This is a genomic window from Arthrobacter agilis, assembly GCF_006494655.1.
GTDB lineage: Bacteria > Actinomycetota > Actinomycetes > Actinomycetales > Micrococcaceae > Arthrobacter_D > Arthrobacter_D agilis.
Genome location: NZ_VHIM01000001.1, coordinates 283,216 through 309,842, shown reverse-complemented (window position 1 = coordinate 309,842; position 26,627 = coordinate 283,216). Strand labels below are relative to the sequence as shown.

Annotated in this window: 24 protein-coding genes and 1 pseudogene; 13 read left to right on the top strand and 12 right to left on the bottom strand. The window is 70.7% G+C overall.

Translation table 11 applies throughout. The features are described 5' to 3' along the window. Positions 1-90: 90 nt before the first annotated feature. Positions 91-435 (top strand): hypothetical protein, encoded by a 345-nt coding sequence (locus FJV46_RS01340; RefSeq protein ID WP_179195230.1) that lies wholly within the window; start codon positions 91-93, stop codon positions 433-435. Positions 436-439: 4 nt separating this feature from the next. Here FJV46_RS01340 and trhA read toward each other — a convergent pair whose 3' ends face one another. Next, positions 440-1,081, bottom strand: coding sequence for a PAQR family membrane homeostasis protein TrhA (gene trhA / locus FJV46_RS01335; RefSeq protein ID WP_232008656.1), 642 nt, complete (start codon positions 1,079-1,081; stop codon positions 440-442). A gap of 297 nt (positions 1,082-1,378) precedes the next feature. Here trhA and FJV46_RS01330 point away from each other — a divergent pair, with 297 nt between their 5' ends. The 4 genes from FJV46_RS01330 to FJV46_RS01315 all read left to right on the top strand — a co-directional run bounded on the left by FJV46_RS01330 (position 1,379) and on the right by FJV46_RS01315 (position 4,891). Next, complete coding sequence (locus tag FJV46_RS01330; RefSeq protein ID WP_087031919.1) at positions 1,379-2,191, top strand: isoprenyl transferase; 813 nt, start codon at positions 1,379-1,381, stop codon at positions 2,189-2,191. 275 nt (positions 2,192-2,466) lie between these two features. Further along, positions 2,467-3,813: an RNA 5'-3' helicase PhoH2 gene (gene phoH2, locus FJV46_RS01325; RefSeq protein ID WP_370684709.1), complete on the top strand. Its 1,347-nt coding sequence runs from the start codon at positions 2,467-2,469 to the stop codon at positions 3,811-3,813. A gap of 98 nt (positions 3,814-3,911) precedes the next feature. Next, entirely contained in the window at positions 3,912-4,415 is a 504-nt protein-coding gene (locus FJV46_RS01320; RefSeq protein WP_087031058.1) for a prepilin peptidase, read from the top strand. 5 nt (positions 4,416-4,420) lie between these two features. Beyond that, on the top strand, positions 4,421-4,891 hold the full coding sequence (locus FJV46_RS01315) for an NUDIX hydrolase (protein ID WP_087031054.1): 471 nt from the start codon (positions 4,421-4,423) through the stop codon (positions 4,889-4,891). Positions 4,892-4,970: 79 nt separating this feature from the next. Here FJV46_RS01315 and FJV46_RS01310 read toward each other — a convergent pair whose 3' ends face one another. The 5 genes from FJV46_RS01310 to FJV46_RS01290 all read right to left on the bottom strand — a co-directional run bounded on the left by FJV46_RS01310 (position 4,971) and on the right by FJV46_RS01290 (position 10,406). Further along, positions 4,971-6,683 (bottom strand): MDR family MFS transporter, encoded by a 1,713-nt coding sequence (locus FJV46_RS01310; RefSeq protein ID WP_087031051.1) that lies wholly within the window; start codon positions 6,681-6,683, stop codon positions 4,971-4,973. Beyond that, positions 6,680-7,396 carry a TetR/AcrR family transcriptional regulator gene (locus tag FJV46_RS01305; RefSeq protein ID WP_158250156.1) on the bottom strand — a complete coding sequence of 239 codons (717 nt, stop codon included), beginning with the start codon at positions 7,394-7,396 and terminating at the stop codon, positions 6,680-6,682. Before FJV46_RS01305 ends, FJV46_RS01310 begins: the two co-directional genes overlap by 4 nt. A gap of 113 nt (positions 7,397-7,509) precedes the next feature. After that, positions 7,510-8,994 (bottom strand): class II fumarate hydratase, encoded by a 1,485-nt coding sequence (locus tag FJV46_RS01300; protein WP_256940823.1) that lies wholly within the window; start codon positions 8,992-8,994, stop codon positions 7,510-7,512. A gap of 22 nt (positions 8,995-9,016) precedes the next feature. Further along, the gene (locus FJV46_RS01295) at positions 9,017-9,631 is read right to left on the bottom strand and encodes a carbonic anhydrase (protein ID WP_087031045.1); all 615 of its coding nucleotides are present in this window, start codon (positions 9,629-9,631) and stop codon (positions 9,017-9,019) included. Between the two features lie 37 nt (positions 9,632-9,668). Beyond that, on the bottom strand, positions 9,669-10,406 hold the full coding sequence (locus FJV46_RS01290) for a DUF4245 domain-containing protein (RefSeq protein WP_232008598.1): 738 nt from the start codon (positions 10,404-10,406) through the stop codon (positions 9,669-9,671). A gap of 153 nt (positions 10,407-10,559) precedes the next feature. Between FJV46_RS01290 and glpX the strand changes: the two genes are divergently transcribed. Together glpX and FJV46_RS01280 are read left to right on the top strand one after the other, a co-directional pair. Further along, complete coding sequence (glpX, locus tag FJV46_RS01285) at positions 10,560-11,612, top strand: class II fructose-bisphosphatase (RefSeq protein ID WP_087031042.1); 1,053 nt, start codon at positions 10,560-10,562, stop codon at positions 11,610-11,612. A 53-nt stretch (positions 11,613-11,665) separates the two neighbouring features. Further along, positions 11,666-12,703, top strand: a complete 1,038-nt coding sequence (locus FJV46_RS01280) for a lipid II:glycine glycyltransferase FemX (RefSeq protein WP_087031039.1) — start codon at positions 11,666-11,668, stop codon at positions 12,701-12,703. Positions 12,704-12,706: 3 nt separating this feature from the next. On the opposite strand, the gene manA is transcribed toward FJV46_RS01280, so the two are convergent. The 4 genes from manA to FJV46_RS01260 all read right to left on the bottom strand — a co-directional run bounded on the left by manA (position 12,707) and on the right by FJV46_RS01260 (position 17,486). Then, the gene (gene manA / locus FJV46_RS01275; RefSeq protein ID WP_087031036.1) at positions 12,707-14,083 is read right to left on the bottom strand and encodes a mannose-6-phosphate isomerase, class I; all 1,377 of its coding nucleotides are present in this window, start codon (positions 14,081-14,083) and stop codon (positions 12,707-12,709) included. Positions 14,084-14,158: 75 nt separating this feature from the next. Beyond that, on the bottom strand, positions 14,159-15,769 hold the full coding sequence (locus tag FJV46_RS01270; protein WP_087031910.1) for an LCP family protein: 1,611 nt from the start codon (positions 15,767-15,769) through the stop codon (positions 14,159-14,161). Continuing rightward, positions 15,769-16,266: a 5-(carboxyamino)imidazole ribonucleotide mutase gene (gene purE, locus FJV46_RS01265; RefSeq protein WP_087031906.1), complete on the bottom strand. Its 498-nt coding sequence runs from the start codon at positions 16,264-16,266 to the stop codon at positions 15,769-15,771. Before purE ends, FJV46_RS01270 begins: the two co-directional genes overlap by 1 nt. A 23-nt stretch (positions 16,267-16,289) precedes the next feature. Then, positions 16,290-17,486, bottom strand: a complete 1,197-nt coding sequence (locus FJV46_RS01260; RefSeq protein WP_087031033.1) for a 5-(carboxyamino)imidazole ribonucleotide synthase — start codon at positions 17,484-17,486, stop codon at positions 16,290-16,292. A gap of 413 nt (positions 17,487-17,899) precedes the next feature. Between FJV46_RS01260 and FJV46_RS15460 the strand changes: the two are divergent. Beyond that, a pseudogene (locus FJV46_RS15460) lies at positions 17,900-18,436 on the top strand (GtrA family protein); the annotation flags it as partial. Here FJV46_RS15460 and FJV46_RS15455 read toward each other — a convergent pair. Beyond that, the gene (locus tag FJV46_RS15455) at positions 18,427-19,170 is read right to left on the bottom strand and encodes a TIGR03089 family protein (protein WP_370684708.1); all 744 of its coding nucleotides are present in this window, start codon (positions 19,168-19,170) and stop codon (positions 18,427-18,429) included. The pseudogene FJV46_RS15460 and the gene FJV46_RS15455 sit on opposite strands and share 10 nt — an antisense overlap. Positions 19,171-19,439: 269 nt before the next feature. On the opposite strand from FJV46_RS15455, the gene FJV46_RS01245 reads away from it, so the two are divergent. Genes FJV46_RS01245 through FJV46_RS01235 form a run of 3 tightly spaced genes read left to right on the top strand, consistent with a single transcriptional unit; the run spans position 19,440 to position 25,257 of the window. Continuing rightward, positions 19,440-20,030: a WhiB family transcriptional regulator gene (locus FJV46_RS01245; protein ID WP_087031023.1), complete on the top strand. Its 591-nt coding sequence runs from the start codon at positions 19,440-19,442 to the stop codon at positions 20,028-20,030. Then, positions 20,009-23,473: a glycosyltransferase family 2 protein gene (locus FJV46_RS01240; protein ID WP_306298301.1), complete on the top strand. Its 3,465-nt coding sequence runs from the start codon at positions 20,009-20,011 to the stop codon at positions 23,471-23,473. Before FJV46_RS01245 ends, FJV46_RS01240 begins: the two co-directional genes overlap by 22 nt. Then, entirely contained in the window at positions 23,470-25,257 is a 1,788-nt protein-coding gene (locus tag FJV46_RS01235) for a DUF5719 family protein (RefSeq protein WP_087031020.1), read from the top strand. Before FJV46_RS01240 ends, FJV46_RS01235 begins: the two co-directional genes overlap by 4 nt. 52 nt (positions 25,258-25,309) lie before the next feature. Here FJV46_RS01235 and FJV46_RS01230 read toward each other — a convergent pair whose 3' ends face one another. Further along, on the bottom strand, positions 25,310-25,801 hold the full coding sequence (locus tag FJV46_RS01230; protein WP_087031017.1) for a metallopeptidase family protein: 492 nt from the start codon (positions 25,799-25,801) through the stop codon (positions 25,310-25,312). A gap of 131 nt (positions 25,802-25,932) precedes the next feature. On the opposite strand from FJV46_RS01230, the gene FJV46_RS01225 reads away from it, so the two are divergent. After that, a complete protein-coding gene (locus FJV46_RS01225) occupies positions 25,933-26,316 on the top strand; it encodes a DUF3499 domain-containing protein (protein WP_087031899.1) in 384 nt (127 codons plus the stop codon). 104 nt (positions 26,317-26,420) lie between these two features. Continuing rightward, positions 26,421-26,612 carry a Trm112 family protein gene (locus tag FJV46_RS01220; protein ID WP_087031014.1) on the top strand — a complete coding sequence of 64 codons (192 nt, stop codon included), beginning with the start codon at positions 26,421-26,423 and terminating at the stop codon, positions 26,610-26,612. Positions 26,613-26,627 lie beyond the last annotated feature (15 nt).

The window sequence follows — 26,627 nt, the reverse complement described above, 5'->3', positions numbered from 1 at the left end:
CTCCTCGTGACGCGGCATTTCTATGCCGCGTAGAATCGGAGGGCTGTGGCGGCTTCCCGCCTCCACACAGAGCCCAGAAAGTGGTGCCCCGTGCTCCTTGCCCTCAGCCTCCCCGCGGCCGTCACGCCCTCGGGGGACCCGACGCTCCGCCCGGATCTGGACCCGGCGTCGGTGACACCGGGGACACTGGGTTTCCTCGCGACCCTCTTCATCGTCGTGATCGTGATCTTCCTCATCCGGGACATGGTGAAGCGCGTCCGGCGTGTCCGCTATGCGGCCGAGGTGGAGCAGGCCCGTGCGGCACGCGAGGAGCACATCGGGGGCGGATCGGCGGCGGAGAGCGATCCCGGGGGCGGGACGGACCGGGTGGGCGGCGACGCGGCGCATCGTGATCGGCCGACGCCCGGCGGGAAGCACGGCCCGGACAACCGCTGACCCGTCAGCGCTGAACCGGGTCGAGGACGGCCAGCATGATCGCGACGAAGTGTGCGGCGAAGGCGGCCACGGTGAAGGCGTGGAACAGTTCGTGGAACCCGAACACGCGCAGCGAGAAGTTGGGGCGTTTGATCCCGTAGAACACGGCACCCGCGATGTAGAGGGCTCCTCCCACGCAGATGAGGACGCCGGCCGCCGGATCGGCCGCGAAGAAGTCCGGCATGTAGAACACCGAACCGAGGCCCAGGGCCACATAGACGGGCACGTAGAGCCAGCGTGGGGCGTTGACCCACAAATTACGGAAGAGCACCCCCGCGATGGCGCCACCCCAGATGATCCACAGCAGCGTCTCGGCCTTCCCACGTTCCAGGAGGGCCCACGCGAGCGGCGTGTAGGAGCCTGCGATCACGAGCATGATGTTGGTGTGATCGAGCCGCTTGAGGACCACCCGGACGCCCTCGCTCCAATTCCCGCGATGATAGACCGCGCTGATCCCGAAGAGCAGGATGCCGGTCAGCGCATAGACGGCGGACGCGATGCGGAGTCCTGCGGTCGGGGCGAGTGCTACGAGTACGATCCCCGCCGCGACGGCCAGCGGCGTCGCCGCAGCGTGGATCCATCCCCGCCACAGCGGTTTGGCGGCCATGGCGTCGGCGAGCGGTCCCGCCACGGAATGGACGGCGTTCTCGAGTGTCGTGTCGCGGCCGGCGTCGGAATCCGGACGGCCTGGGACAGGGGCCGTGGAGCGCGGGGTCATGCCGGGATTCTAGCGCACGGACACGCAGCGCTACCGGCGGCTAACCCGTCCCCGACGTCGTCCCCCGGGACACGACCGGCACCCATGAGCGAGCCGCGTCCGGCCCGCCCCGGGATGGCAGCGGCGTTGCCAGGCTCCTGCCGGTACGGTAGGACAGGAGAGCGGGTGCAGCGTCCCGCCGGGAGCATGCTCCGGCCTGGCCGGAGCCGGAGCAGGGGAGGGCAGTCGCGCGTGGCATGGACGTTCCCCGAGGTCGGCTACAGCTTCTACGAGCGCAGGCTGCAGCGCAATCTCGCCCCTGAGCGGATCCCCCATCACATCGGCGTGATGGTCGACGGCAACCGGCGGTGGGCCAAGCTCGCCGGAGCGCCCACCAGCCACGGACACCAGGCGGGCGCGGACAAGATCCACGAGTTCCTCGGCTGGTGCGAGGAACTCGGCGTGCAGGTCGTGACGCTGTACATGCTGTCGACGGACAACATGGGCCGTCCGCAGGAGGAGATCGACCAACTCCTCGACATCATCGCCAACACCCTCGATCGGTTGGGCGAGAGCAACCGGGTGCGGGTTCAGCCCGTCGGCGCGCTGGATCTCCTCCCCGAGGACCTCAGTGCGAAGCTCGTCAGCCTGGCCGGCTCCACGGCCCGGATCGACGGCCTCCATGTGAACGTCGCAGTGGGCTACGGGGGCCGGCGCGAGATCGTCGACGCCGTCAAGGAGCTCATGAGGGACGCCGCGTCCCGGGGGACATCGCTCGAGACGCTCGCGGAACAGCTCACCGACCAGCACATCTCCTCGTTCCTCTACACCCGCGGCCAGCAGGACCCCGACCTGGTGATCCGGACGTCCGGTGAGCAGCGGCTGTCCGGTTTCCTCATGTGGCAGAGCGCCTACAGCGAGTTCTACTTCTGCGAGGCGCTCTGGCCCGATTTCCGCCGCGTCGACTTCCTGCGGGCGTTGCGGGACTTCGGCCGCCGGCAGCGACGCTTCGGCGCCTGAGAGTTCATCAGCCCTTCACATCCGACACGCGGAACGAGACCTGCGTCACGACGTGCAACGGCGTAGGGTCGAGCCATCGACGGGCTCCAGACCCGCCGATGGAAGGCCGCTGATGACGCCGACGGTGCTGCGAGGCATCCCGTACGAGTCGGGGAGGCCGCGCCCGGCCTCCAGGCCGGATCGCCCCACCCCACCCCTACGACGTCGGGGTGTGCGCACCCCGGAGCGGAGTTCACGTGGCACCAACGAACACTTCCCGGCAGGACACCGGTCGCATCTCCGGCGCACCCGCGCACGACGGAACGGCTGACACCCCCGGCCCCTCGGCGTCCGGTCGTCGCAGCTATGTCGTCGACACGTCGGTCCTGCTGTCGGACCCCCGGGCCATCCTGCGCTTCGCCGAGCACGAGGTGATCCTGCCCGTCGTGGTCATCACGGAGCTCGAGGGCAAGCGGCATGACCCCGAGCTGGGGTACTTCGCGCGGAAGGCCTTGAGGCTGCTCGACGATCTGCGGGTGGAGAACGGCGGTCTCGACACCGCGGTCCCGCTGGGCGACGACGGCGGAACGCTGCGCGTCGAGTTGAACCACGTCTCCACCGAGGTGCTGCCGGTGGGCTTCAGGAGCGGGGACAACGACTCCCGTATCCTGGCCGTGGCGAAGAACCTCGCCGTCGAGGGGCGCGACGTCACCGTGGTCTCCAAGGACCTCCCCCTGCGCGTCAAGGCCTCGGCGATGGGTCTGCGGGCCGACGAGTACCGCAACGAGTTCGTGAAGGACTCGGGGTGGACCGGGGTGGCCGAACTCGACGCGACGGTCGAGGAGATCGACGCGCTGTACGGCCACGAAGCCGTCTTCACCCCGGCCGGCGCCGAGCAACCCGTGAACACCGGCGTGATCATGCTCTCGCCGCGCGGATCGGCCCTGGGCCGTGTCGGCGCCGACAAGCAAATCCGGCTGGTCCGGGGCGACCGCGATGTGTTCGGCCTGCACGGCCGCTCCGCCGAGCAGCGGCTCGCGATCGATCTGCTGATGGACCCCGAGGTGGGGATCGTGTCCCTCGGTGGTCGGGCGGGAACGGGGAAGTCGGCGCTGGCACTGTGCGCCGGGCTGGAGGCGGTCCTCGAGCGCAGGGAGCACCGCAAGGTGGTGGTCTTCCGCCCGCTCTACGCCGTCGGCGGGCAGGAGCTCGGCTACCTCCCCGGGAGCGAGAACGAGAAGATGAACCCGTGGGCCGAGGCCGTCTTCGACACGCTCGGGGCGCTCGTGTCACAGGAGGTCGTCGAGGAGGTCATGGATCGCGGGATGCTCGAGGTGCTGCCCCTCACGCACATCCGGGGCCGGAGCCTCCACGACTCCTTCGTGATCGTCGACGAGGCACAATCACTCGAGAAGAACGTGCTGCTCACCGTGATGAGCCGCATCGGGCAGAAGTCCAGGATCGTCCTGACGCACGATGTGGCGCAGCGGGACAACCTGCGCGTGGGACGGTACGACGGCATCGCGGCGGTCGTGGAGACGCTCAAGGGACACCCGCTGTTCGGGCACGTCACGCTGACGCGGTCCGAGCGCTCGCCGATCGCGGCGCTCGTGACCGATCTCCTCGAAAGCGCGGAGCTCTAGGGGCGCAGGCAGGACGGCGTGGTCGCCTGCCCGACGGCGCCGTCCACAGGCGCGTGGGCCCCGGGGCGACGGCGGCGGCGGTCCCGTAGCGTGGAGGCGTGATCGCCGTACTCGTCGGATACCTGGGGGAGCAGCCCGTCCCGTTCGGGTTGCTCGCGCTGGCCCTGGCGGGCTTCCTGATCGTCGGCGCCAGACTGAGCGTCATCGACTGGCGGTCGCACCGCCTGCCGGACCGCATCGTCCTGCCGTCCTATCCCGCAGCCCTCGTCGTCCTCGGCACCGCCGGAGCAGGTGCCGGCGACTGGGACCGGGTTCTCGGCATGCTCGCGGGCGGAGCGGTGCTCTGGCTCGCGTTCGCAGCGCTGCACCTGCTGTACCGGCAGGGACTGGGCTTCGGCGACGTCAAGCTGGCCGGGTTGCTGGGCCTCTACCTCGGCTTCGCGGGCTGGGCGCAGGTGTGGTGGGGTCCGTTCCTCGCCCTCGTCCTCGGCGGCGTCTGGAGTGTCGTCCTGGTCGCGGCGGGCAGGGCGACACTGCGCTCGTCCTTCGCGTTCGGCCCGTTCCTCATCGCCGGTGCGGCGCTCGCCCTCGCGGTACCCTGACAAGCGTGCCCACACCAGACTTCGTCCTCGCCCTCCGCCGCAAGATCGGTCATGACCCGCTGTGGCTGCCGGGTGTGGGAGGCGTGGTGTTCGACGGCGAGGGCCGCGTGCTCCTCGGGCAGCGGGCCGATACCGGGGCCTGGACGATCATCACCGGGATGGTGGAGCCGGGTGAGGAACCCGCCGTCGCCCTGCGCCGCGAGATCGAGGAGGAGACCGGCGTCGTCGTCGAGGTCGAGGACCTGCTGGCGACCGGCGTCGTGGGTCCCGTCACCTTCCCGAACGGCGACGTGTGCACGTTCCTGAATCTTGATTTCCGGTGCCGCTGGGTCAGCGGGACCGCCCGCGTGAACGACGACGAGTCGCTCGACGTGCGGTGGTTCCCCGTCGACGACCTGCCGGAGCTGAACGCGCGCCACCTCGCCCTCGTGCAGGGAGCCGGGACCTTCGACGGCGTCACCCGGTTCGTGTCCTGAGCGGCGGCCGACGCGACGAAGGCCGGCACTCCGTCGAGTGCCGGCCTTCGGGCCGGGCCAGCGCAGGGGCTGGACCGGATCAGGCGTTGGAGCGTGCAGTTCCGCCCGCGCGGGCGGCGGCAGGTCCGTCGTCCGGCGCAGCGCTCCCGGCGCCGTCGACCGAACCGGCCCCCGGCGTCCCACCGGACACCCTCCCGGACGCCCGCTCGCGCTCGAGACGCACCGCCTCCTCGCCGCCGATGGCCTCGCCGCGAGCGACCATGCCGGAGGTAGCCGAGAGCGGGACCTCGCGCAGCAGGAGGGCGAGGACGAGGGCGATCACGAGGAACGGCGCGAGGTAGAGGAACACCGGGGCCAGGGAATCGGCGTAGTCGCTCACCACGGCGTCGCGGACCTGGTCCGGGAGGGCGTTCAGCGTCGCGGGATCGAGGGTCGAGGTCGCCTCGCCGGCGGCCTCCGGGCTCGCTCCGAAGGTGGAGAACGTGCTGTTCAGTCGCTCGGAGAGCCGGCTCGTGAAGATCGCACCGAAGACGGCGACCCCGAGCGAGGCGCCGACCTCCCGGAAGTAGTTGTTGGTACTGGTCGCGACACCCACCATGGTCGGGGCCACCGAGTTCTGCACCACGAGGACGATCACCTGCATGATGAGGCCGAGCCCTGCACCGAAGAAGAACAGCATGGTGCAGATGATCCAGATGGGCGTGGTCGCGGTGAGCGTCGACATCCAGACGAGCGTGGCGAGCGTCAGGGAGACGCCGATGATCGGGTACTTGCGGTACCTGCCCGAGCGTGAGATCGCGAGACCCGAATAGATGGACGTACCCATGAGCCCCACGATCATCGGAACGAGGAGCAGCCCCGAGACGGCGGCCGAGGTGCCGGATGCCATCTGCAGGAAGGTGGGCATGAAGGCGAGGGCGGCGAACATGCCGAGACCCAGCGTGAGGCCGATCCCGGTGCTCGTCACGAAGGTCCGGTTGCGGAAGAGCCCGAGCGGGATGATCGGGTCCTCTGCCCGGCGCTCCGCCATGACGAAGGCGACCGCGGCGAGGACCATGCCGATGCCGAAGGCCCACGTCAGCGGGGAGGTCCAGCCCTCGGCGGCGTCCCCGCCGAAGTCGGTGAAGAAGATGAGGCACGTGGTCGCCAGGGACAGCAGGACGACGCCGGGGAGGTCGATGCGCTTCGTGGCCTTCTTCGAGGGGAGGCGCAGCGTGAACCAGGCGATGGCGAACGCGGCGATCCCGACGGGGATGTTGATGTAGAACGCCCAGTTCCAGGTCAGGTGGTCCACGAAGTAGCCGCCGAGCAGCGGACCGGCGACGGCGCTCAGGCCGAAGATGCCGCCGAGCGGGCCCATGTACTTCCCGCGCTCGTTGGCGGGGACGATGTCGGCGATGATGGCCTGCGAGAGGATCATGAGCCCGCCGCCGCCGAGGCCCTGGATGGCACGGAAGACGACGAACACCCAGAAATCGGTGGCGAAGGCGCACCCGATGGAGGCGATCGTGAACAGGGCGATGGCGAAGAGGAAGAGGTTCCGGCGGCCGAGGACGTCACCGAACTTCCCGTAGATGGGCATCACGATCGTCGTGGCGAGCAGGTAGGCCGTGGTGATCCACACCTGGTGCTCCACCCCGCCGAGCTGCCCCACGATGGTGGGCATCGCGGTGGAGACGATCGTCTGGTCGAGGCTCGAGAGCAGCATCCCGGCGATGAGTGCCGAGAAGATGATCCAGATGCGTTTCTGCGTCAGGAGGAGCGGGCCGTCCGGCACCGTCGTCGTACTCATGGGGTGTCCTGGTTCTGAGAGTCGGGGAGGGTGTCGGGGAATGTGGCGGGGGAGGAGGTGGGGGGTCCGGCGGTCCGCCTGTCGGTCGGCGGGCTGTCCGGGGAGAAGAGGTACCGCAGCGCGTCGATGTTCCTGCGGATGACCTGCGGGTAGGACAGCTCGTTGCCGTCCTCGAAGAACTCGTCGAGGGACCTGCGGGCCAGGCCACCCAGCACGATGGTGGCCACCCGCGGGGCCGGATGACCGGCGGGCAGCGCCTCCCGCTCGCGGATCAGGCCGGTGAGGAGCTGCGACTTGGACTCCGCGCGGGCGAACATCTTCGCGAGGAGCTGGGGCTCGCGGTGGAGGACGGCGGACATCGCCTCGTACTCGTCGCGCGACATCGCCATCCTGCTGCCGAACTCGGCGAAGAGATCGGCGAGTGCGTCGAGCAGGGGCCGGGGCGGGGACGCCGAGCCGGACTCGACGAAGGCGTCGAGAACCTCCTGGGGCAGGTCCTCGTCGGAGGACCCGAGCACGGCGTCCTCCTTGGCGGGGAAGTAGTTGAAGAACGTCCGGCGGGAGATCCCGACGTCGTCGCACACCTGTTCGACCGTGAAGCCGCTCAGTCCGTGTGCGAGGGTCAGGCGTCGGGCGGTCGACACGATCGAGGATCGGGTCTGGCGGCGCTTGCGCTCCCGCAGACCGAGATCCTCGGTATTTGCACTCTCCATCACGAAGTACATAATTGCACTCGCCAGAGTAAAGTGCAATTTAGGTCCGAGGAACAGAAAGGGCGCACCGACCAGCGGTGCGCCCTTTCCCGGGGGCCGGAAGAACCTCCCGGTCAGCCCTGCGGCGGCCGCGTCATCGACAGCACGTCGAGGGCGGAGTCCAGCTGCTCCTCCGTGAGCTCGCCGCGCTCCACGAAGCCGAGGGCGACGACGGCCTCGCGCACCGTCAGGCCCTCGGCCACGGCCTTCTTGGCGATCTTCGCGGCGTTCTCGTAGCCGATGTACTTGTTCAGCGGTGTCACGATCGAGGGCGACGCCTCGGCGAGGAAGCGGGCGCGCTCGACATTCGCGGTGATGCCATCGATCATGCGGTCGGCGGACACGCGCGTCGACGTGCTGAGCAGCCGGATCGACTCGAGGACGTTGCGGGCGATCACCGGGATGCCGACGTTGAGCTCGAAGGCGCCGTTGGTCCCGGACCAGGCGACGGTGGCGTCATTGCCCACGACCTGCGCGCAGACCATGATGACGGCTTCGGCGATGACGGGATTGACCTTGCCCGGCATGATCGACGAGCCGGGCTGCAGATCGGGGAGGGAGATCTCGCCCAGGCCGGTGTTCGGACCGGACCCGAGCCAGCGGAGGTCGTTGTGGATCTTGGTGAGCGAGACGGCGATCGTCCTCAGCATGCCCGAGATCTCCACGAGCGCATCGCGGTTCGCCTGCGCCTCGAAGTGGTCCCGTGCCTCGGTCAGCGGAAGCCCGGTGTCCTCGGCGAGCAGTTCGATCACGCGGGCGGAGAAGCCGGCCGGCGTGTTGATGCCGGTGCCGACGGCCGTCCCGCCGAGCGGCACCTCCGCGACGCGCGCCAGCGATGCGTGGATGCGCTCGATGCCGTAGCGCACCTGGGCGGCGTAGCCACCGAACTCCTGGCCGAGGGTCACGGGGGTGGCGTCCATGAGGTGGGTGCGGCCGGACTTCACCACGGTGCTGAACTCCGTGGCCTTGCGTTCGAGGGACTCGGCGAGGTGGGTCAGAGCCGGGACGAGGTCCTTGACGAGTGCCGATGTCGCCGCGACGTGGACGGAGGTCGGGAAGACGTCGTTGGAGGACTGCGAGGCGTTCACGTGATCGTTGGGGTGCACCGACGTCGAGCTGCCCGCCGCCTCGAGCGCCCGGCTCGCAAGGGTCGCGATGACCTCGTTGGCGTTCATGTTCGACGACGTCCCGGAGCCGGTCTGGTAGATGTCCACCGGGAAGTCGCCGTCGTACAGGCCGGAGGCGACGTCCTCTGCCGCCGCCTCGATGGCCCGCGCGCGCTCCTCGTCGAGGACGCCGAGCTCTGCGTTGGCCGTGGCCGCGGCCTTCTTGATCCTGGCCAGCGCCTCGATGTGCGCGCGCTCGAGGGTGGTGCCGGAGATCGGGAAGTTCTCGACGGCGCGCTGCGTCTGGGCCCGGTACAGGGCCTTCGCCGGCACGCGGACCTCGCCCATGGTGTCGTGCTCGATGCGGTACTCGGCGTCCCGTGCGGGCTCCGTGCCCGGCGTCGCGCCGGTCGGGGAGCTGGGATCAGGGCTGGCTGCAGGCGTGGGAGTCATGCCGCAATTCTCGCCGTTCGCGCTACAGTGCGCCAAATCCCGAGACGAGCACGGCCTTGCCCTCGTCGAGGCGGTAGGACACGCCGATGACGGCGACCTCCCCGCGCTCCACGGCGTCCGCGATGACGCGCGAACTGTCCACGAGCCGCCGGGAGGTCTGGCGGGTGTGCTCGATGACCGTGGTGTTGACGTCGGTGACCCCGGCGCGGCGCGCGGTGAGGACCGACGGCGTGATGCGCTCCACGAGGTCGCGGAGGAACCCGATGGGCATGTCGCCCGTGTCGATGGCGTTCATCGTGGCCGTCACGGCGCCGCAGCTGTCGTGGCCGAGCACCACGATGAGGGGGACGCCGAGCACGCTGACGCTGTACTCGAGCGAGCCGAGGACGGCGTCGTCGATGACCTGTCCGGCCGTCCGCACCACGAAGACGTCGCCGAGGCCGAGGTCGAAGATGATCTCGGCGGCCAGCCGGGAGTCGGAGCAGCCGAAGATCACGGCGAAGGGGTTCTGGTTGTTCACGAGGGCCGTGCGACGGGAGGCATCCTGGTTGGGATGGGACACGTCCGAGGCGACGAAGCGGTCGTTGCCCTGCTGGAGGCGGGACCATGCGGCGGCAGGAGTCAGTTGCTGGGTCACGCGCCCACTGTACTGTCCGCCGTCGTCCGCGGCCTGCTCAGGCCCCGTCCGTGTCCGAAGATGACAGCCGCTCGGCCTCCTCGACGGCGTTCTGCCGGACGTCCTCGATCACCGCTTCGCCCATGGTGTCGAACTCGGCCAGGGACGCCCCACCGTTCAGGATGACGGTCGAACCGTCGATCTCGGAGCTCAGCACTGTGTCCCCGTTGGCGGCGTCGAGCAGGTCCCAGTCGATGCCCCCGATGGTCCGGCTGCCGGAGACCTGTGCATCCCCGATGCGCTGGGCGGTCCAGGTGGGATTGGCGTCGTCGGTCTGCGTGAGCTGGATGAAGCCGGTGTCCGCCGTGAGGAAGCCGACCTCCCAGAAGTCCACGTCGTCGCTCCTGCCGGTGACCCAGCGCGCATAGTTGGAGGACCAGCCCTCGGGCAGTTCGGGTGAGGCCGGAAGGTAGCCGGCGTCCCCGGCGGCCTGCCGGGCCACCGTCGGCACGTCGATGTCCCGCTGGTAGGTCTCGGCGGTGTGGGTCGGGTTGAGGAAGTAGACGGGCAGGACGACGGCGAGGGTGGCGCCCGTGGCGATGAGCATGCCCCGCGCGGACGAACTCGCGCGTTTGGCCTGGTTGGGCGTGAGGGTGATGGGCGGGGCGTCGTCGTTCAGTTCGGCCTCGAGGCGCGCGTCCTCGTCCGCCTGCCGCGTGCCGCTGCCGGCGTCGTGCCCTGCCTGCGGGCCGTCCGCGGTCGCGCGGGGATCCCGTTCTTCGCCCTGAGTGCTCACCCCTCCATTTTCGCTGATGCGCGGCGCCCTGCCTAACCGGCGGGAGTGCCGGGGCGCCGGGGCGCTGACACATCCACGGCCGGGAGGACACCCTCCGCCTATGATGACAGGACGGAACAGGCACGCCCGCGCGCTGCCGAGCCACCTTCGACGATGAGGATAGACGTGTCCAAGAACGCGACCAATGCCCAGTATTCGACGCTGTCACCGGCCCTGGCCGTCGGGGACGACGAACCGGACCGCAACCTCGCCCTGGAACTCGTCCGCGTGACCGAGGCCGCCGCCATCGCCGGCGGGCACTGGGTGGGGTTCGGGGACAAGAACCTCGCGGACGGCGCTGCGGTGGATGCCATGCGTTCGCTCCTGCAGACCGTGCACTTCAACGGGATCGTGGTCATCGGCGAGGGCGAGAAGGACGAAGCTCCCATGCTCTTCAACGGCGAGCGGGTCGGTGACGGCAGCGGACCCGAGTGCGACGTCGCCGTCGACCCGATCGACGGCACCCGCCTGACCGCCCTGGGTATCAACAACGCACTCGCGGTCCTCGCGGTCGCCGAGCGCGGCTCCATGTTCGACCCCTCCGCCGTGTTCTACATGGAGAAGCTCGTCACCGGTCCCGAGGCCGCCGACATGGTGGACCTGCGCCTGCCCGTCAAGCAGAACCTGCACCTCATAGCGAAGGCGAGCAACAAGAAGGTCAGCCAGCTCAACGTCATGATCCTGGACCGCGATCGGCACAAGCCCCTCGTCGAGGAGATCAGGGCCGCCGGTGCGCGCACGAAGTTCATCATGGACGGCGACGTGGCGGGTGCCATCGCCGCGGCGCGCGAGGGGACCGACGTCGACGCCCTCATGGGTATCGGCGGCACGCCCGAGGGCATCGTGGCAGCATGCGCCATCAAGTCCCTCGGCGGCGTCATCCAGGGCAGGCTCTGGCCCACGAGCGACGACGAGAAGCAGAAGGCCCTCGACGCCGGCCACGACCTGGATCGCGTGCTCTCCACCAACGACCTCGTCACGAGCGATAACTGCTACTTCGCCGCCACCGGCATCACCGACGGCGACCTCCTGCGCGGCGTGCGCTACAGCAAGGACAAGGTCCTCACCCAGTCGATGGTCATGCGCTCCAAGTCCGGCACCATCCGCACGGTCGACGGCGAGCACCAGGCCCACAAGTGGGAGACGTACGCCCGCGTGCGGGACTAGGGCGCGGCCCGCGCCGGGACGGTTGCGGCTGCGCTCCGCTATAGGCTGATCGGATGAGCCTTTCCGTGACGCCCTGTTCCGACCGCGACCTGTGGGACGCCACCGTCGACCGCCTCGGGGGCCACCCCCAGCAGCTGTGGGGCTGGGGCCGGACAAAGGCCGACCACGGCTGGAGCGCCGACCGGGTGCTGATCGCGGAGGACGGCGTGGTGATCGCTGCCGCGCAACTGGTGCTGAAGAAGCTGCCGGTTCCGCTGCGCAGCCTGGCCTACGTGCCGCGCGGGCCCGTGACGGCGGAAGGGCGCGGCGTCGAGGTCCTCGGGGCTCTCGCCGGATACGTGCGGGCGGCGCACCGCTCCGTCGCCCTGTCCATCGAGCCGGACTGGGACGCGGGCTCGGACGTCGTCCGCTCGCTGGCGGCTGCCGGCTGGAGGCAGAGCGACAACACCATCCTCATCGGTCGGACGCTCATCCTGGATCTGTCGCGGTCGGAGGACGACCTGCTCGCCGACATGTCCAAGAAGCACCGCCAGTACATCAGGAAGTCGGGCCGGGAAGGCCTCGAGGTGCGCCGCGTGCAGCGCAGCGAGCTCGCCGACTGCCTCGCCGTGTACCGGGTGACGGCGGACCGCGCCGGGTTCGGCATCCACGAGGATTCCTACTATCTCGACATCTTCGACCACCTCGGTGATGCCTCTCCCGTGTACGCCGCGTTCCAGGGTGCGGACGTCGTCGCGTTCCTCTGGCTCTCGGCCAGCGCGTCGACGAGCTTCGAGCTCTACGGCGGCATGACCGACGAGGGGGAGCGCCTGCGCGCCAACTACGCGCTCAAGTGGTTCGCGATCCAGGAGATGAAGGGTCGCGGTGTCGTCCGGTACGACTTCAACGGTCTGCTGAACGACGGCGTCTCGAAGTTCAAGATGGGCTGGGCGAAGCACGAGGACCAGCTCGCGGGAACGTGGGACCTGCCGCTCTCGCGGTTCTACCCCGTGTTCAGCCGTGCCCTCCCGCTCGCCAAGCGGGGCATGCAGGTCGCCCGTCGGCAGGGTGCACGCGGCGTGGGTCTCCTGCGGCGGGTGCGGCGCGGCTGACCACTAGAGCCCCGGCGTCGCCCCGCCGACCGTGACGGCGAAGGCTAGGACCGGACCGTCGGTGGCTCCGTGGGTGTCGGCGGCCGGACGCACGACGAGCGGCGCTTCCGATGCCGCCACGAAGGCGCTGCCGCCGCGCGGGACCGACAGGGTGGAGTTCGGGGTGTCCAGGAGGATCGGCCCGCTCACCGCGAGGACGACCACGGGACCGTTCTGCACCACGGGGATGTGCGCCGGCGTGAGGCTCTCCGCGGTCGGCAGGGCGGCGCGGCCGTCACCCTGGCCGGCCGGGGTCCCGGAGGGGCCGGCAGCCGGGTCGGACAGCAGGATCCGCTGGAGCTGGAACTCCTCGAAGGGCGGTCGGTAGAGCTCCTGGTCCAGCAGCGTGTACTCGGCGACGAGGGGGGGCGGCGCGATCGGCTCGAAGACGACGGTGGAGAGCAGCTCCGTCGTGTCCACGTGCTTGGGCGTGAGACCGCCGCGGAGCACGTTGTCGGAGGAGGCCATGACCTCGATGCCGAGACCGCTCAGGTAGGCGTGGATGTTGCCCGCCGGAAGGTAGAGAGCCTCACCCGGATGCAGTGAGACGCGGTTGAGGAGCAGCGCCACGAGGACACCGGGATCCCCCGGATACTGGCCGGAGAGCTCGATGACCGTCCGCAGGTCGCGCTCGAGGGCGTCGTCGTGCCGGCCGGGGGCGGGAGCGCCCTCGCCGGCGAGGGTCGTGCCGCCGGAGAGGCCCGCGGCGATCCTCTCGATCTCGCTGACGGCCGCGGGTGACGCCTCGAGCAGCACCGTGAAGGCCGACCGCAGGAGGTCCTGCTGCCCACCCGCGAGGACGGCCGACACCGCGTCGAGGAGCTGGTGGGACGGTGTGCCCGGTTCTGCCCCGGACGCGAGGACGGCGAACGTCCGCTGCGCCTCGGCGGGTGGGCGGAAGCCGCACAGGGCCTGGAACGGCGACATCGCGTAGATCATCTCGGGTTTGTGGTTGCGGTCCCGGTAGTTGCGGTGCGGGGCGTCACGCGGCACGCCTGCGCGCTCCTCGGCGTCGAATCCGGCCCCGGCCTGGTCGAGGCTCGGGTGCACCTGGAGCGAGAGCGCGGACCCCGCGGCGAGCACCTTCAGCAGGAAGGGGAGCCGGCCGTCGTAGCGCGTGGCGATCTCCTCGCCGAGGAACCCGTCCGGATCGCCCGCGATGAGGTCGTGCAGGGGGCGGCGCGCACCGTCGGCGGTGACGGCCAGCGAAGGGGAGTCCGGGTGGGCGCCGATCCACAGCTCGGCCTCGGGCGAACCCGAGGGCTCGCGTCCGAGCAGGTCGGCGATGGCCCGCTCCGAACCCCAGGCATAGGGGCGGAGGATCGTCTCGAGGAGGTACATCGTGCGTCTGCCCTTCAGCTCATGGGACTGCGAGGGTACCGATCGGCGGGCCGTCGGTACGGGGGTGGGACCGGATCATGCCGGTGAGCATTCGCCGTTGTCGGCGAGGAGATCGCCGAGGGTCAGGTCGTCGCCGATGGTGGCGAGTTCCTGGAGGTACTCCTCCGTGATGCCGTCGTCCGTGGTCTGCGCCGGCACGTGCACCACGAGGCCCGCGCGCTCCAGGGGCAGCACGCCGGCCGATGAGGGATCGGCGCCCCCGTCGGCGAACATGTCCTGGACGCGGCTGTGGATGACGTCGAAGTCGGGGTAGGTCACGAAGTTGTCGGCCGGCGTGCCGAAGTCGGGGTAGGTCACGAAGTTGTCGGCCGGCGTGCCGAAGTCGGGGGGGCCGATGGTCAGGCGGCGGGTCTCCTGCCCCTGGGCCTTGAGGCCGAGGTCCACGAAACTGCCCAGTTGGTCCTGCGGGATGTCCGTCTCGACGATCTGCGTGCCGGCGGCGGCGATGGACTGGAACCGCGTGAGCACGGTTGCGGGGTCCAGCTGCGCGATCATCGCCTGCTGCACGCACTGCTGCCGCGCAATGCGGTGGTAGTCCGTGACGAACTCACGGGAACGGGCGTACCACAGGGCATGGTAGCCGTCGAGCGTCTGCACGCCCGGCTTGATCCACCCGTCCGGTGGATAGTGGCGGATGGGATCGGTTCCCGGGATCTCGCCGGCCGTGATGGGAACCCAGCCGCCCGCGTCGATCCTGATGCCGCCCATGGCGTTGACGAGCTGTTCGAAGCCCGCCATGTCCACCAGGAGATAGGCCTGTACCTCGATGCCGAGTATGCCGCTCGCCGCATCCATCATGGCTTCGGCGCCCGGATCGGCGGAATCGGGGTAGAGGTCCGCGTAGTTCTGCGCCACCTCGGGGTAGAGGCTGTTGATGATGCAGGGGTCCCCGCAGTTGTACCCGTCCGGATACACCTCCCACAGCGGGGAATCCTCGGAGAACGGCGCGTTCTGGAAGTTGCGCGGAATGCTGAAGGTGACCGTGCTGCCCGTTGTCGCGTCGACGCTGATGACCGAGATGCTGTCCGGTCGGCGCCCCGTGCGATCCTCCCCGGCGTCGCCACCCATGAGCAGGAAGTTGTAGCGGCCGTCCACGGGATCGAAGGCGGGCCCGGACTGGAAGATGGACCCGACGGTGGACCGGCCCACGCCCAGGATGTAGGCACCGTAGGCGAGGGACCCGCTGGTGAGCACCATGAGGAGAGCGAGAGTGCCCGCGACGACCGGCCTCGCACCGCGGTCCAGCAGCGGGATGCGGATGAGGCGCAGCGTGTTGAGGAACAGCATGCCCCAGCCGAGTGCGGCGCCGAGCAGCGCCAGGATGAGCAGGAGCGACCACCAGCGATGCGTCAGGACTCCGACGACGAGCGTGCGGTCGGTCAGCGCCGCAACGAGTCCGAGGAGCACGAGAGCCCAGCAGCCGAAGGTGGTGCGGAGCGCCCGGCGACCCAGCCGGCGGTCACCGGCGACGACCTGCGCGGAACCGGGGAGCACGAGGGTCAGACCGAGGAGGACGAAGGCGCGCTTGGTGCGGACGGCCGGGGGCGCGGATTCGGGATACCGCACCGGATCGATCAGGCCCGTGGTCCTGCGTTCCTCGCTGCCGTGGATCCGCGTGCCGCTCATCATGCGTCAGGACCTGCGGCGACGCGTTCCCGGAGCGCCTGGCCCTTGCCCTCGGCGGTGACCCGGAGGGCGTCCGCGAACTCGACGAGCCGGCCCCGCAGGGTCCGCGCCTGCTCGTCGGTGCCGGCGGCCAGCATGCGTACGGCGAGGAGCCCGGCATTCCGGGCACCACCGATCGAGACGGTCGCCACGGGGATGCCCGCCGGCATCTGCACGATCGACAGCAGCGAATCCATGCCGTCGAGGTGGCGAAGCGGCACGGGGACGCCGATGACCGGTAGGGGAGTGATGGCTGCCAGCATGCCGGGCAGGTGTGCTGCGCCGCCCGCACCCGCGATGATGACGCGCAGTCCGCGCTCGTGCGCGGTGCGGCCGTACTCCATCATGGCCTCGGGCATGCGGTGGGCGGAGACGACGTCGGCCTCGAACGGTACGTCGAACTCGGCGAGGGCCGCTGCTGCAGCCTCCATCACCGGCCAGTCCGAGTCGGAGCCCATCACGAGGCCCACCTGCGCATTCGTCACTGCGACCCCTTCGGTCGATCCTGGTCGGTGGAGGGTGGCACCGTGCCGTCGCGCAGGAGCACGGCCACCCGGGTGGCCCTCGTACGGACGGTCTCGAGCGACTCGTCCCCGATGGCGATCGAGTTCACGTGCCCGATCTTGCGGCCTGGACGCACGTCCTTGCCATAGACGTGCACTTTAGCGGACGGTCCTGAGGACAGCGCCCCGGGATAGGCGCCGAAGAGATCTGCGTTCGCCCCGCCGAGGATGTTCTTCATCACGGCGTACCGCGCCACCGGAGCGGTGGAACCCAGGGGGAGGTCGAGGACGGCGCGGAGGTGCTGCTCGAACTGGCCGGTCAGCGAGCCGTCCATGGTCCAGTGGCCCGAGTTGTGCGGGCGCATCGCGAGTTCGTTGACGAGGTAGCCGGCGGCGGAGCCCGGCACCTCGAACAGCTCCACGGCCATGACCCCGGTGACGCCGAGCTGATCGGCGAGCTTCAGGGCGGCCTTGGTGACCGCGGCCGCGATGTCCGGGGCGAGCTCCGGAGCGGGCGCGATGACCTCGTCACACACACTGTCCACCTGGATGGATTCGACGACGGGCCAGGCAGCGGCCTCACCCGAGGGGCGGCGGGCCACGAGGACGGAGAGCTCGCGGCTGAACGGCACGAATTCCTCGACGAGCAGCTCCCCGCCGGTGAACCAGGACTCCGCGTCGGCCAGTGCCGCGGGATTACGCAGCACCAGGACACCCTTGCCGTCGTACCCGCCACGCGGTGTCTTGAGGACCACCGGCCAGCCGGTGTCCTTCGCGAAGGCCGCGACATCGTCCGTCCCGGTCACGGCGCGCCAGGCCGGGTTGGGCAGGCCGAGGGCCTCCACGGCACGGCGCATGACCAGCTTGTCCTGCGCGTGCAGGAGGGCGGCGGGGGAGGGATGGACGGCTACTCCCTCCCGCTCGAGTTCCTCGAGCAGGCCTCCGGGAACGTGCTCGTGGTCGAAGGTGACGACGTCCACCCCGGCGGCGAACGCGCGCAGCGTCGCCCGGTCCCGGTAGTCGCCGACCTCCGCGTGCGCCACGGCGGCCACCGCGGACACATCGGGGCCCTCCGCGAGTACGCGGAGTTCGAAGCCGAGTTCGATGGCGGGGCCGGCCATCATGCGGGCCAGCTGGCCTCCGCCGATCACACCTATCACGGGAAAAGTCACCATCACAGGGTACCGAAGCGACACCCGACCGCCCCCATCGAGGGGTCGGCCTGCGGCAGGCAGGCGACCGCCAGGTCAGCCGAAGGTCGGCGGCAGGTCAGCTGCAGATCACCGGCAGATCACCGGCAGGGCACCGCAGGCGGCCGCTTCCCGGCGTCGCTGCGCCGCTCGGGTCGTGCCCGCCGGCTCGGGCTCTCCGGGCGAATTCCCAGGACCGTCCGGGTCAGCGGTCAGGGAATTCGAGCTACGAGGGTGGCATCGTGGCCGTAAAATGAGGGAAACACGCCATGCAAGGGTCAGCCTGGGTGGTCCACTCCTCTGGCCCGCGTCGCGGTTCGTCCTGCAAGCGCCGGGGATGCCACCCGGCCCGCACGGTGTTCGGCACCCGATCGTGGAGGTAAGCAGTGGCAGGAATCATGGAGCGCGTCAGGGGCCTCGCGTCCCTTTTCTGGCGCGAAGTGGCGAAATTCGGTGCCGTGGGCGGCGTGGCCTTCGTCATAGACAACGGTCTCTACTGGTACCTCATCCACGGGCCCATGAGCGGCAGCGAGGTCAAGGCCCGCTTCGTGTCCGCGGGCGTCGCGACCGTCTTCGCCTGGGTGGCCAACCGCTACTGGACCTTCCGCCGCCGGCGTCAGCCGAATGCGGCCCGTGAGTTGGTCATGTTCGTCTTCATCAATGTGATCGGCATGGGGATCGCCGCAGGATGCGTCGCGGTCGCCAAGTACGGATTCTCCGTGGAGAACACCAGGACCATCTTCCTGGTCGGCATCTTCGGCACCGTGCTCGCGACCCTCGTCCGCTTCGTCGCCTACCGCTTCTGGGTCTTCAACGTGGAGCTCGACGCCGAGCCCGAGTTCAGCCACGACCAGGAGCTGCTGCATCGTCGTGGAGCGGGCCGGCACGAGACGTCGCCCGGGGCAGGCGGGCGACGCCGACCCCGTCAGGCGGGAACCAGCCGGCCAGTGACGCGCTCGCCGGAGATCATGCGCTGCGTCACGGCCACGCCCTCCCCGACGATCAGCAGCGACGCGTCCTCCCGCCAGGCCACGAGCGCCGCGCCGAGGACCGTCGGCAGATCCGCCGCAGGATCCACCAGGAACGTTTCCGGGCCGGCGGCAGATGTGCTCGCCGGCATCTCCTCGCCGGGGGCCGCTGCATGCATCGCTCCCGCACCCGTGGCTGCGGGGGCGACGAGTCCCACGAGATCGTCGGCCCGCCCGGCCGCGCCCGCAGCGGACACGAGCAGCGCGTTGCCGTCCGCTGCGGGTGCGCCGTCGTAGACATCGCCGTGGGAGCGCACCTCGGCCGCGAAGTCCACGGCCCCGGCAGGTAGCGTGCCCTCCCAGCGCATCGCGAGGGACCCGAGAGCCACACACACGAGCAGGCGCGGGGGATCGATCCTCTCGGTCGCGGTGGAGGAGAAGACGATGTCCGCCGGTTCGCCGGCCCCGCCGTCCGGCACGAGGACGGCGCCCACCTGCCAGCACGCGAAGGCGAGAGCCAGCGTCTTCCAGTGGACGGGCAGGTCGAGCGCCACCCGCGTGCCCTTGGCGGCGTCGAGTTCGTCGACGAGGAGGTTCGCCGATTTCGCCACCCAGTTGTCGAAGACGCGTCCCGAGAGTTCTATGCGACCGTCCGGTCCGTGCCAGACGAGGCGTGGCGAGGAGGAGCCCACCGATCTCATGCGGGCGAGGATCGCGGCGGGTGGCGTGACAGGTGACTGGGGCACGGGTCCTTCTCTCGGTGGAACGGGCCGGGCGACGCGCCGACGAAGACAGGTAGTCGACGCGGCGTGGCGCTCGTGATTGTCTTCCAGCGACTCTATAAGATCCCCTCCGCCGCTTGACGGGATGGACTTACACCCGTGTAATTAGTCATCGGATTTGTTCCAGCAGCGGGGCGCGAGGGTCGACCCATGCTGATGTTGGAACGGCAACACCGGGAAGGCTGACCATGGGGCAGGCAGAGCGCACACAGGAACGACCAGACATCGCAGCACAGGCTTCGGCCCGCTACGGCTCGAGGGGCGTCCCGGCGGACTGGTTCCTCGACCCGGCGGATCCGTCGGCTGCCGACCGGTATCGCGAGGGGACCCGACTGTCGCTCGAGGACCAGGCAACGGCTTTCCTGACGGCCCACGAGGCGCTCGTCGACCTGCCCGATGTCGAGGAGGGACCGAGCAGTCTGCTCGTCCTCCCGCGGCTGGACCCCGACGCATCCGAGCTCGCGGGCGTGCAGGAAGTGACACGCAGTCTCTCGGCACCGCCGGCGCAGCCTGCATGGATCGGTCTGCCGATCGCCCCCGGGAACATCGACGACGACGGCGAATTGTCCTGGCAGGCCGATTCCCTCTGCGCCCAGACCGACCCCGAGGCCTTCTTCCCGGAGAAGGGCGGCTCCACGCGGGACGCGAAGAAGGTCTGCGGCTCCTGCATGGTCCGCTCCGAGTGCCTCGAGTACGCGCTGGAGAACGACGAGCGATTCGGGATCTGGGGTGGCCTCTCCGAGCGCGAGCGCCGCAGATTGCGGAAGCGAGCGGTCTGATCCAGCAGAACGTCCGCGTCACTGCCGTTGTCGTAGCCCACAACGGTGCACGGTATCTTCCCGCCACGCTGGAAGCCCTCCGACGCCAGACCCGCCCGGCTGACTTCTGCGTCGGTGTCGACACCGGGTCCACGGACGATTCCGCCGAGATCCTGCAGCATCACCTCGCGATCGGCAGTCCGGTGGTGGGAGCTCCCGCGCGAGCGGGGTTCGGCGCTGCCGTGCAGACGGCCGTCGCGGAGATCCTCCCGCTCGGCTCCTCCGACCAGGCTGCCGCCGGTGACTGGCTCTGGCTCCTGCACGACGACGCCGCGCCCGAGCCGGAGGCGCTGTCGGAGCTGCTCCACGCGGTCGAGCGGGCGCCCTCCGTCACGGTGGCCGGGACGAAACAGGTCGCCTGGGAGAACCCCCGCGAACTCGTGGACGTCGGACTCTCGATCAGCCGGTGGGCGGAGCGGCTCACGCTGATCGACGTCGACGAGCACGACCAGGGGCAGTACGACGCGCGGAGCGACGTGTTCGCGGTCAATTCGGCCGGGATGCTGGTGCGGCGGGACGTCTGGGACGACCTCGGGGGTTTCGATCCCGCGCTGCACGGCGTCGGCGACGACATCGACCTCTGCTGGCGGAACCGACTCGCCGGGAACCGTGTGGTGGTGGTTCCTCGCGCGGTCGTTCGTCACGCGGTCCCCGGGCCGCACCCGGTGTCCACTCCGCGGGCGGCACGCTCCGCCGAGGTGTACCTAAGACTCAAGCATGCGCCCGCCTGGCAGGTACCCCTCCTCGCCGTCGGCGCGCTGCTCGGCGGGGTGGGTCGCCTGCTGCTCGGCCTGCTGGCCAAGGACCCCGCGCACGGCACGGGCCAGTTCCTCGGCAGCTTCACCGGCGCGCTGCGGCCCTTCCGGCTCTGGCAGTCCCGCCGCTCCGCGTCGCGCAGCAGGCAGCGTCCACGCTCCATCGTCCGGCCGCTCGTCACCCCGCGACGGGAGGTGTGGTCGCACCGCAGATCGGTGCTCGACGCCTTCACCTCGCGCGGTGCCACGGGCGGGCCGCTCGGCTCGCAGGCGGTCGAGGAGTACGTCCCCTCCGGAGACAACCACGACGACTTCGTGGCCCTGACGGTCCCCGCCCGTCTCTGGGTCGGCGTCGGTGCCGTTGCGGCCGTCGTCCTTCTGCTGTCCGCGGCCCTCGTCGGCCTGCATCGCCTGATCGGCGCCGAGGCGCTGTCCGGTGGCGCACTCATCCCCGTCGCCGGCACACCGGGAGCCGGCTGGGACAGTGCGACCTCCTGGTGGAGTCCGCTCGGTACCGGATTCGCAGCCCACGGCAGTCCCTTCGCCTTCGTGCTCTGGCTGCTGTCCGTCGTCGGCCTCGGGTCCGGGAACAGCGCCGTGGTGGTGGTCGTCGTCTGCGCGCTGCCGCTCGCCGGTCTGTCCGCCTGGTTCGCCGCCGGCGCGCTGACACGCTCGCGCGGGCTGCGGCTCTGGGCCGCCCTTGCCTGGGGCGCTGCGCCCGCGTTGCAGGTGGCGCTGGGCTCAGGCCGGCTCGGCGCCCTGATCGCGCACATCCTGCTTCCCCTGGCGCTGCTCGGCGCGGTGCGGGCCGTCGGAGGCGCCCTGGGATCGCGCTCCGTGCCGGCCGGCATCATCACGCCGGGCGTCGGCGGGGCCAGGAGCTGGACGGCGGCGGCCGCCAGCGGTCTCGTCCTCGCCCTCGTGACCGCAGCCGCCCCCTCGCTCCTCCCATACGTCGTGGTGGCGCTCGCCGTCGCACTCGTCGCCGGCCGGCGGCGGGCGAGGACGCTGTGGTGGGCCCTCCTCCCTGTCCTCGCCCTCCACCTGCCCTTCCTGCTCTCCGCCGTGCGCACCCCGCGCGGCCTCCTCGGGGATCCCGGTCTGCCCACGGCCTTCAGCCCGGCGGCATCGTGGCAGCAGCTGCTCGGGTTCCCCGTCGCGTTCGATCCGCTGGTACCGCTGACCACCACCCAGGCGCTGGGCCAGGGACCGTGGGCGCTCGTCGCCGCCCTCGTCATCGGCGGTCCCCTGGTCCTGCTCGCCGTGACGGCCCTGTTCCTGCCCCGGGGACGGTCAGCCGCCGTGCGGGTGTTCTGGCTCCTCGCCGCCGCCGCACTCCTGCTGGGCGCAGCCGCCTCGCTCCTGCCGGTTGCCACGGCGTCCACCTCCCTCGTCACCCCGTTCACCGGTCCCATCGTCTCCGTCATCACCCTCTGCCTGCTGGCGGCCGCACTGTCCGGGCTGCCGGGACGCACGGAAGCAGCCCCGGAGTTCCCGGGACCGCGTGCGCGCCTGCGGGTCCTCCGTGTGGCAGGCGGCGCAGTTCTCGCCCTCGGGCCCCTGGTGAGCCTAGGGCTGTGGGTCACTCCTGAGCTCTCCGATCCTCCGGCCGTGGCCGCCGAACCGTTCGTGCTCCCGGGAAGCGCCGTCGAGGAAGCGCCGGAAGCTGCTCCTGCCACCTCGTTCGGTACCGCGGTGGAGCTCTCCGCCGCAGCGGCGAGGCCGCTTCCGGCGACGGCTGCGGACCGCGGCTCGGGACCCGACGGTATACGGACCCTGGTGATCTCGGTCGACGACGCGGACAACGTGAGCGCTTCCCTCGTACGCGGCGCGGGAACCACGCTCGATGCGCTGAATCCGCTGTACGCGGCAAGCCGGCTCCAGCCCGGGACGCCCGTCATGCGGCAGGAGGACGGGGAGTCGACCCGCATGCTCCGCACCGGCGTCGCCGTCATCGTCGGCGCCACCGGGGCTGACCCGCGCCCTGACCTGCGGGAGCTCGGCGTCGGCTTCGTGGTGTTGCGGCAGGCCGAGGCAGCGGGAGATTTCCTCAGCGCACGGATCGATTCCGTGCCCGGTCTCGTCCCCGTCGGGGACACCGACGCCGGCCGCCTCTGGCGCGTGGTACCCGCCACCCTCGACAACGGCACGGAGGACGCCGGCGGCAGGACCGCCCGCGTCCGTGTGCTCGACGCCGAGGGCCGGACCGAGGCGACGGTCCCCTCCGAGGGTGTCAGCGCAGCCGGGCCCGTGCCGGCCGGGGACGAGGGCCGCCTGCTCGTGCTCGCCGAGGAGGCGGACCCCGGGTGGCAGGCGAGCCTGGACGGGATGCGCCTCGGGGCGGCATCGGACGGCTGGCAGCAGGCCTTCTCCCTTCCCAGCCGCGGAGGAACCGTCCAGGTCTCCTACGTCAGCCCCTACGAGCCCTGGTCGGAGGCCGTGCAGGTGATCGTCCTCGGGCTCACGCTGCTCCTGGCCATCCCCCTCCCGTCGAAGCCCCGGGTGGCACGCCCCGGGGGAGTCGGTCGGGGGCGGCACACGGGTCGATCCGCGCGAGCTGACGCGCCCGCCCGGAACCTCGTCCCGGCGGAGCGGATCCAGCCAGAGGAACGACCACTCATCGGAACCAGCGGAAGACGCACGACGTGAGGTGGGGACGCGGGCACAAGGCTTCGGCGGAGGGGACATCGACGCAGGCGGGCGTTGCCGGTGCCGCCCAGGACGCCGTCGCGTCCGGCTCGCAGGGCGGATCCGCCGACGCGCCGCCGGCGGACGCAGGGATCGCAGCCCGCGCCGTGGCCCGCGACAGAGCCGCCGGTACCGGGGCGGGAATCGGGCGACGCCGACTCCGGATGGTGGCGGGCGCCGCGACCGGCGTCCTCCTCGTCGCCGGGACAGCAGCCATCGCCTCCGGGGCCGTGCCCAGGACCGCGCCGGCGGCCGGGGACGGCGTCTCCGTGCCGACGGCTGCCGTCCCCGCGGGTGACTACACGGCGGTCTGCCCGGCACCACCGCGCCTGCTCGAGGCCGCGGTTGAGGGATCGGATCCCGCGTTCAGTCCGGCGTCCGCGTCCGCGCGCACACGGGTGTCCGGCATGGTTCTCAGTGATCTCAGCGGCTCCCTCACCGGCAGCGGGCTGCTGCCCGTCGGCAGCGACGAGCCGCTGGCGTTGCTCCAGGCGTTCGCGCCCGAGGCATCGCTCGCCGGTGAGGAGCCCGCCAGCAGCGGCACCGACGGACTCACCACCCGTACAGCGGGGGTGGCGCGTGGCGTTGCCGTCGATGCCGCATCGCTCTTCCGGGCCCAGCCCCAGGGCGGGCTCACACCCGTGGCCGCCGCGACGGTCGGTTACACGGCCACCGATGGCGATCTCCGTGGCCTCGCCGCGACCGGGTGCCAGGTGCCGTCGAGTGATCTCTGGCTGCTCGGGGCGTCCACCTCGCTCGGACAGACATCCATCCTCACGCTCACCAACCCGACCGGCACTCCCGCGACCGTGGTGCTCGAGCTGTACGGACCGGACGGCCGGATCGAGGCCGCCGGTCTGCGTGATCAGCTGGTTGCTCCCGGGGCGACCCGGCAGATCGTCCTGGCGGGCCTCGCCGGGGAACAGGAGCAGGTGGGCATCCGGGTGCGCAGCGACGGCGGGCGCATCGCCGCCTTCGTCCAGCAGAGTGTGCTGCGCGGCCTGACCCCCGGGGGCGTCGAGGTGCTGTCCCCGGGGGCGATGCCCGGCGTCACGCAGGTGGTGCCCGGCGTCGTGATCCAGGACGCCGCCACGGCCCGGAGCGTTCGGGAGCAGAAGGGGTACGACGCCGCGTCTCCCGAGCTCCAGGTGCTGGTGCCGGGCTCCAGCGACGCCGTCCTGGACATCAGCGTCTACGGAGCGGGTGGCGAGGTCGAGCTTCCGGACGGCGGTGTGGCGACGGCGACCGCGGGCGCCGTGACGCCCATCTCCCTGGCCGGCTTGCCGGAAGGGAACTACACCGTCGCGGTGACCTCCGACGTCTCGGTCGTCGCCTCCGCGCGCGTCACCCGGGGGCTCGACGACGGCAAGCCGGTCGACCTGGCGGGAGCCCCGTCCACCGTGCGTCTCGGCAGCGACCACGCCATCGCCCTCGCCGAAGGCGTCGACACCTCGATCGTGCTCGGAGCGCCTTCGGGTCGCGCCGAGGTCAGCCTGACCCCCGTCTCCCCGAAGGGGGTCCTCGGGGAACCGCTGATGATCGGCATTGCGGGCGGTACGTCGGTGACCGTGCCGGCGTCGTCGTTCGAGGGCGCTCCGGCTGCCGTGATCGTCGACGCCACGGGAGACCCCGTGTACGGAGCCCAGACCCTGACCCTCGGGGGCAGGACCGCCGGGATCTCCGTCGTGGGCATCGTCGCGGGGGCCACCGGGCCGCAGTCCATCCCGGTGGATCTTGGATACTAGCCTGTACGCCGTACGCCGTACGCCGTACGGCGTGCGCCCGGCGCTCCCGGCGTCAGGCCTGCGAGCGGCCGTACGCCGGGTCCACGGCTTCCGGAGCGAGGCCCATCAGCTCCGCCGTCTGTTCCACGACGACGTCGTGCACGAGTTCGTTGACCGGCATGAGCGCCCGCGCCGCCATGAGAACCGGATGGCGGTAGATCGTGATGACGGCGGGATGTCCGGGCAGGGCCGGGGTGCAGGAGCCGAGCAGGTCCCTCATGGCCTGCGGCGTCAGCTCCTCGAGACCGTCGGGGATCTCCTGGACCACGATCTGCAGGTCCTGGATCTTCTCGCCCCACAGGCGTTCGAGCCGCTGCGCGGATTCCATCACCCAGTCGTCGAACTGCTCCGACCTCGATCGCGCACCCGGCAGGTGCGGCGGCAGCAGCTCGCCCCGCATCCCGCGACCGTGACGGTTCCGTCGCCGCTCGTAGAACGACCGCGACCGTCCGCCGGAGGACGACGACCCGGTCAGGTCGACCGTGAAACTGGAAGCATCGTGCATGGGACGACTCTAAGCCTTCCGCCCGGCCGCCGCACGCCGGATCGTCGAAGTCCCGCCGGCCCTCCCCGACGCACTGCCGAACGGGCCCGGATGGCGGCTTCCGGGGGCTCCGCCCGGTAGGCTTGCGGATCGTGGGATCACTCCGTCAATGCTCCAGATCAGCCTGCCAGCGGCCGGCGGTAGCCACGCTCACCTATGTCTACGGCGACTCCACGGCCGTCCTCGGACCCCTGGCCACGTACGCCGAGCCGCACACCTACGATCTCTGCGCCGTCCACGCGGAACGGCTGACCGTCCCCCGGGGCTGGGAAGTGGTGCGCCTCACGCTTCCCGACGCGGTACCCGAGCACAACTCCGACGACCTCCTGGCGCTCGCCGATGCCGTCCGGGAAGCCGCGGCCGAGCCCGCGCCGGAGCAGGCGCCTCCCGCGCAGCGTGGCAGCCGGGCGCCCATGGAACCGCCGGCCGGCGCCGGCCCCCGCCGGGGGCACCTGCGAATCCTGCGCGACCCCTGACAGGCGCTTCGGCAACCCCTCGGAAAAGCCCACCGATTCAGGGTGCACAGGGCCCCCACGGTAGACTGGGGCAGGTAGCCCACCCCCCGAGCGAAAGCTGATCCATGGCGAATCTCCCAGTACAGCTGCTCGACGTCCTCCGCTGCCCCGTCACCGGCGCGAAGCTCACGCAGGACGGCATCGTGCTGACGTCGTCGTCCCCGGGGCCCGACGGCGAGACGCTCACCTATGGACTCGACGAAGGCATCCCGGTGCTCCTCCGCGCCGAACCATCCGATGGTGCTGCCCGCGCCTGACCGCACCTCGGTGCG

What these genes read in the sequence shown, in the direction of transcription:
- trhA (WP_232008656.1), bottom strand. Translation starts at nt 1,081, where the DNA reads ATGGCCGCCAAACCGCTGTGGCGGGGATGGATCCACGCTGCGGCGACG.
- FJV46_RS01330 (WP_087031919.1), top strand. Translation starts at nt 1,379, where the DNA reads ATGCTCCGGCCTGGCCGGAGCCGGAGCAGGGGAGGGCAGTCGCGCGTG.
- FJV46_RS01310 (WP_087031051.1), bottom strand. Translation starts at nt 6,683, where the DNA reads ATGAGTACGACGACGGTGCCGGACGGCCCGCTCCTCCTGACGCAGAAA.
- FJV46_RS01305 (WP_158250156.1), bottom strand. Translation starts at nt 7,396, where the DNA reads ATGGAGAGTGCAAATACCGAGGATCTCGGTCTGCGGGAGCGCAAGCGC.
- FJV46_RS01300 (WP_256940823.1), bottom strand. Translation starts at nt 8,994, where the DNA reads ATGACTCCCACGCCTGCAGCCAGCCCTGATCCCAGCTCCCCGACCGGC.
- glpX (WP_087031042.1), top strand. Translation starts at nt 10,560, where the DNA reads ATGAGGATAGACGTGTCCAAGAACGCGACCAATGCCCAGTATTCGACG.
- FJV46_RS01280 (WP_087031039.1), top strand. Translation starts at nt 11,666, where the DNA reads ATGAGCCTTTCCGTGACGCCCTGTTCCGACCGCGACCTGTGGGACGCC.
- manA (WP_087031036.1), bottom strand. Translation starts at nt 14,083, where the DNA reads ATGTACCTCCTCGAGACGATCCTCCGCCCCTATGCCTGGGGTTCGGAG.
- FJV46_RS01270 (WP_087031910.1), bottom strand. Translation starts at nt 15,769, where the DNA reads ATGAGCGGCACGCGGATCCACGGCAGCGAGGAACGCAGGACCACGGGC.
- purE (WP_087031906.1), bottom strand. Translation starts at nt 16,266, where the DNA reads ATGGGCTCCGACTCGGACTGGCCGGTGATGGAGGCTGCAGCAGCGGCC.
- FJV46_RS01260 (WP_087031033.1), bottom strand. Translation starts at nt 17,486, where the DNA reads ATGGTGACTTTTCCCGTGATAGGTGTGATCGGCGGAGGCCAGCTGGCC.
- FJV46_RS15455 (WP_370684708.1), bottom strand. Translation starts at nt 19,170, where the DNA reads ATGAGATCGGTGGGCTCCTCCTCGCCACGCCTCGTCTGGCACGGACCG.
- FJV46_RS01245 (WP_087031023.1), top strand. Translation starts at nt 19,440, where the DNA reads ATGGGGCAGGCAGAGCGCACACAGGAACGACCAGACATCGCAGCACAG.
- FJV46_RS01230 (WP_087031017.1), bottom strand. Translation starts at nt 25,801, where the DNA reads ATGCACGATGCTTCCAGTTTCACGGTCGACCTGACCGGGTCGTCGTCC.
- FJV46_RS01220 (WP_087031014.1), top strand. Translation starts at nt 26,421, where the DNA reads ATGGCGAATCTCCCAGTACAGCTGCTCGACGTCCTCCGCTGCCCCGTC.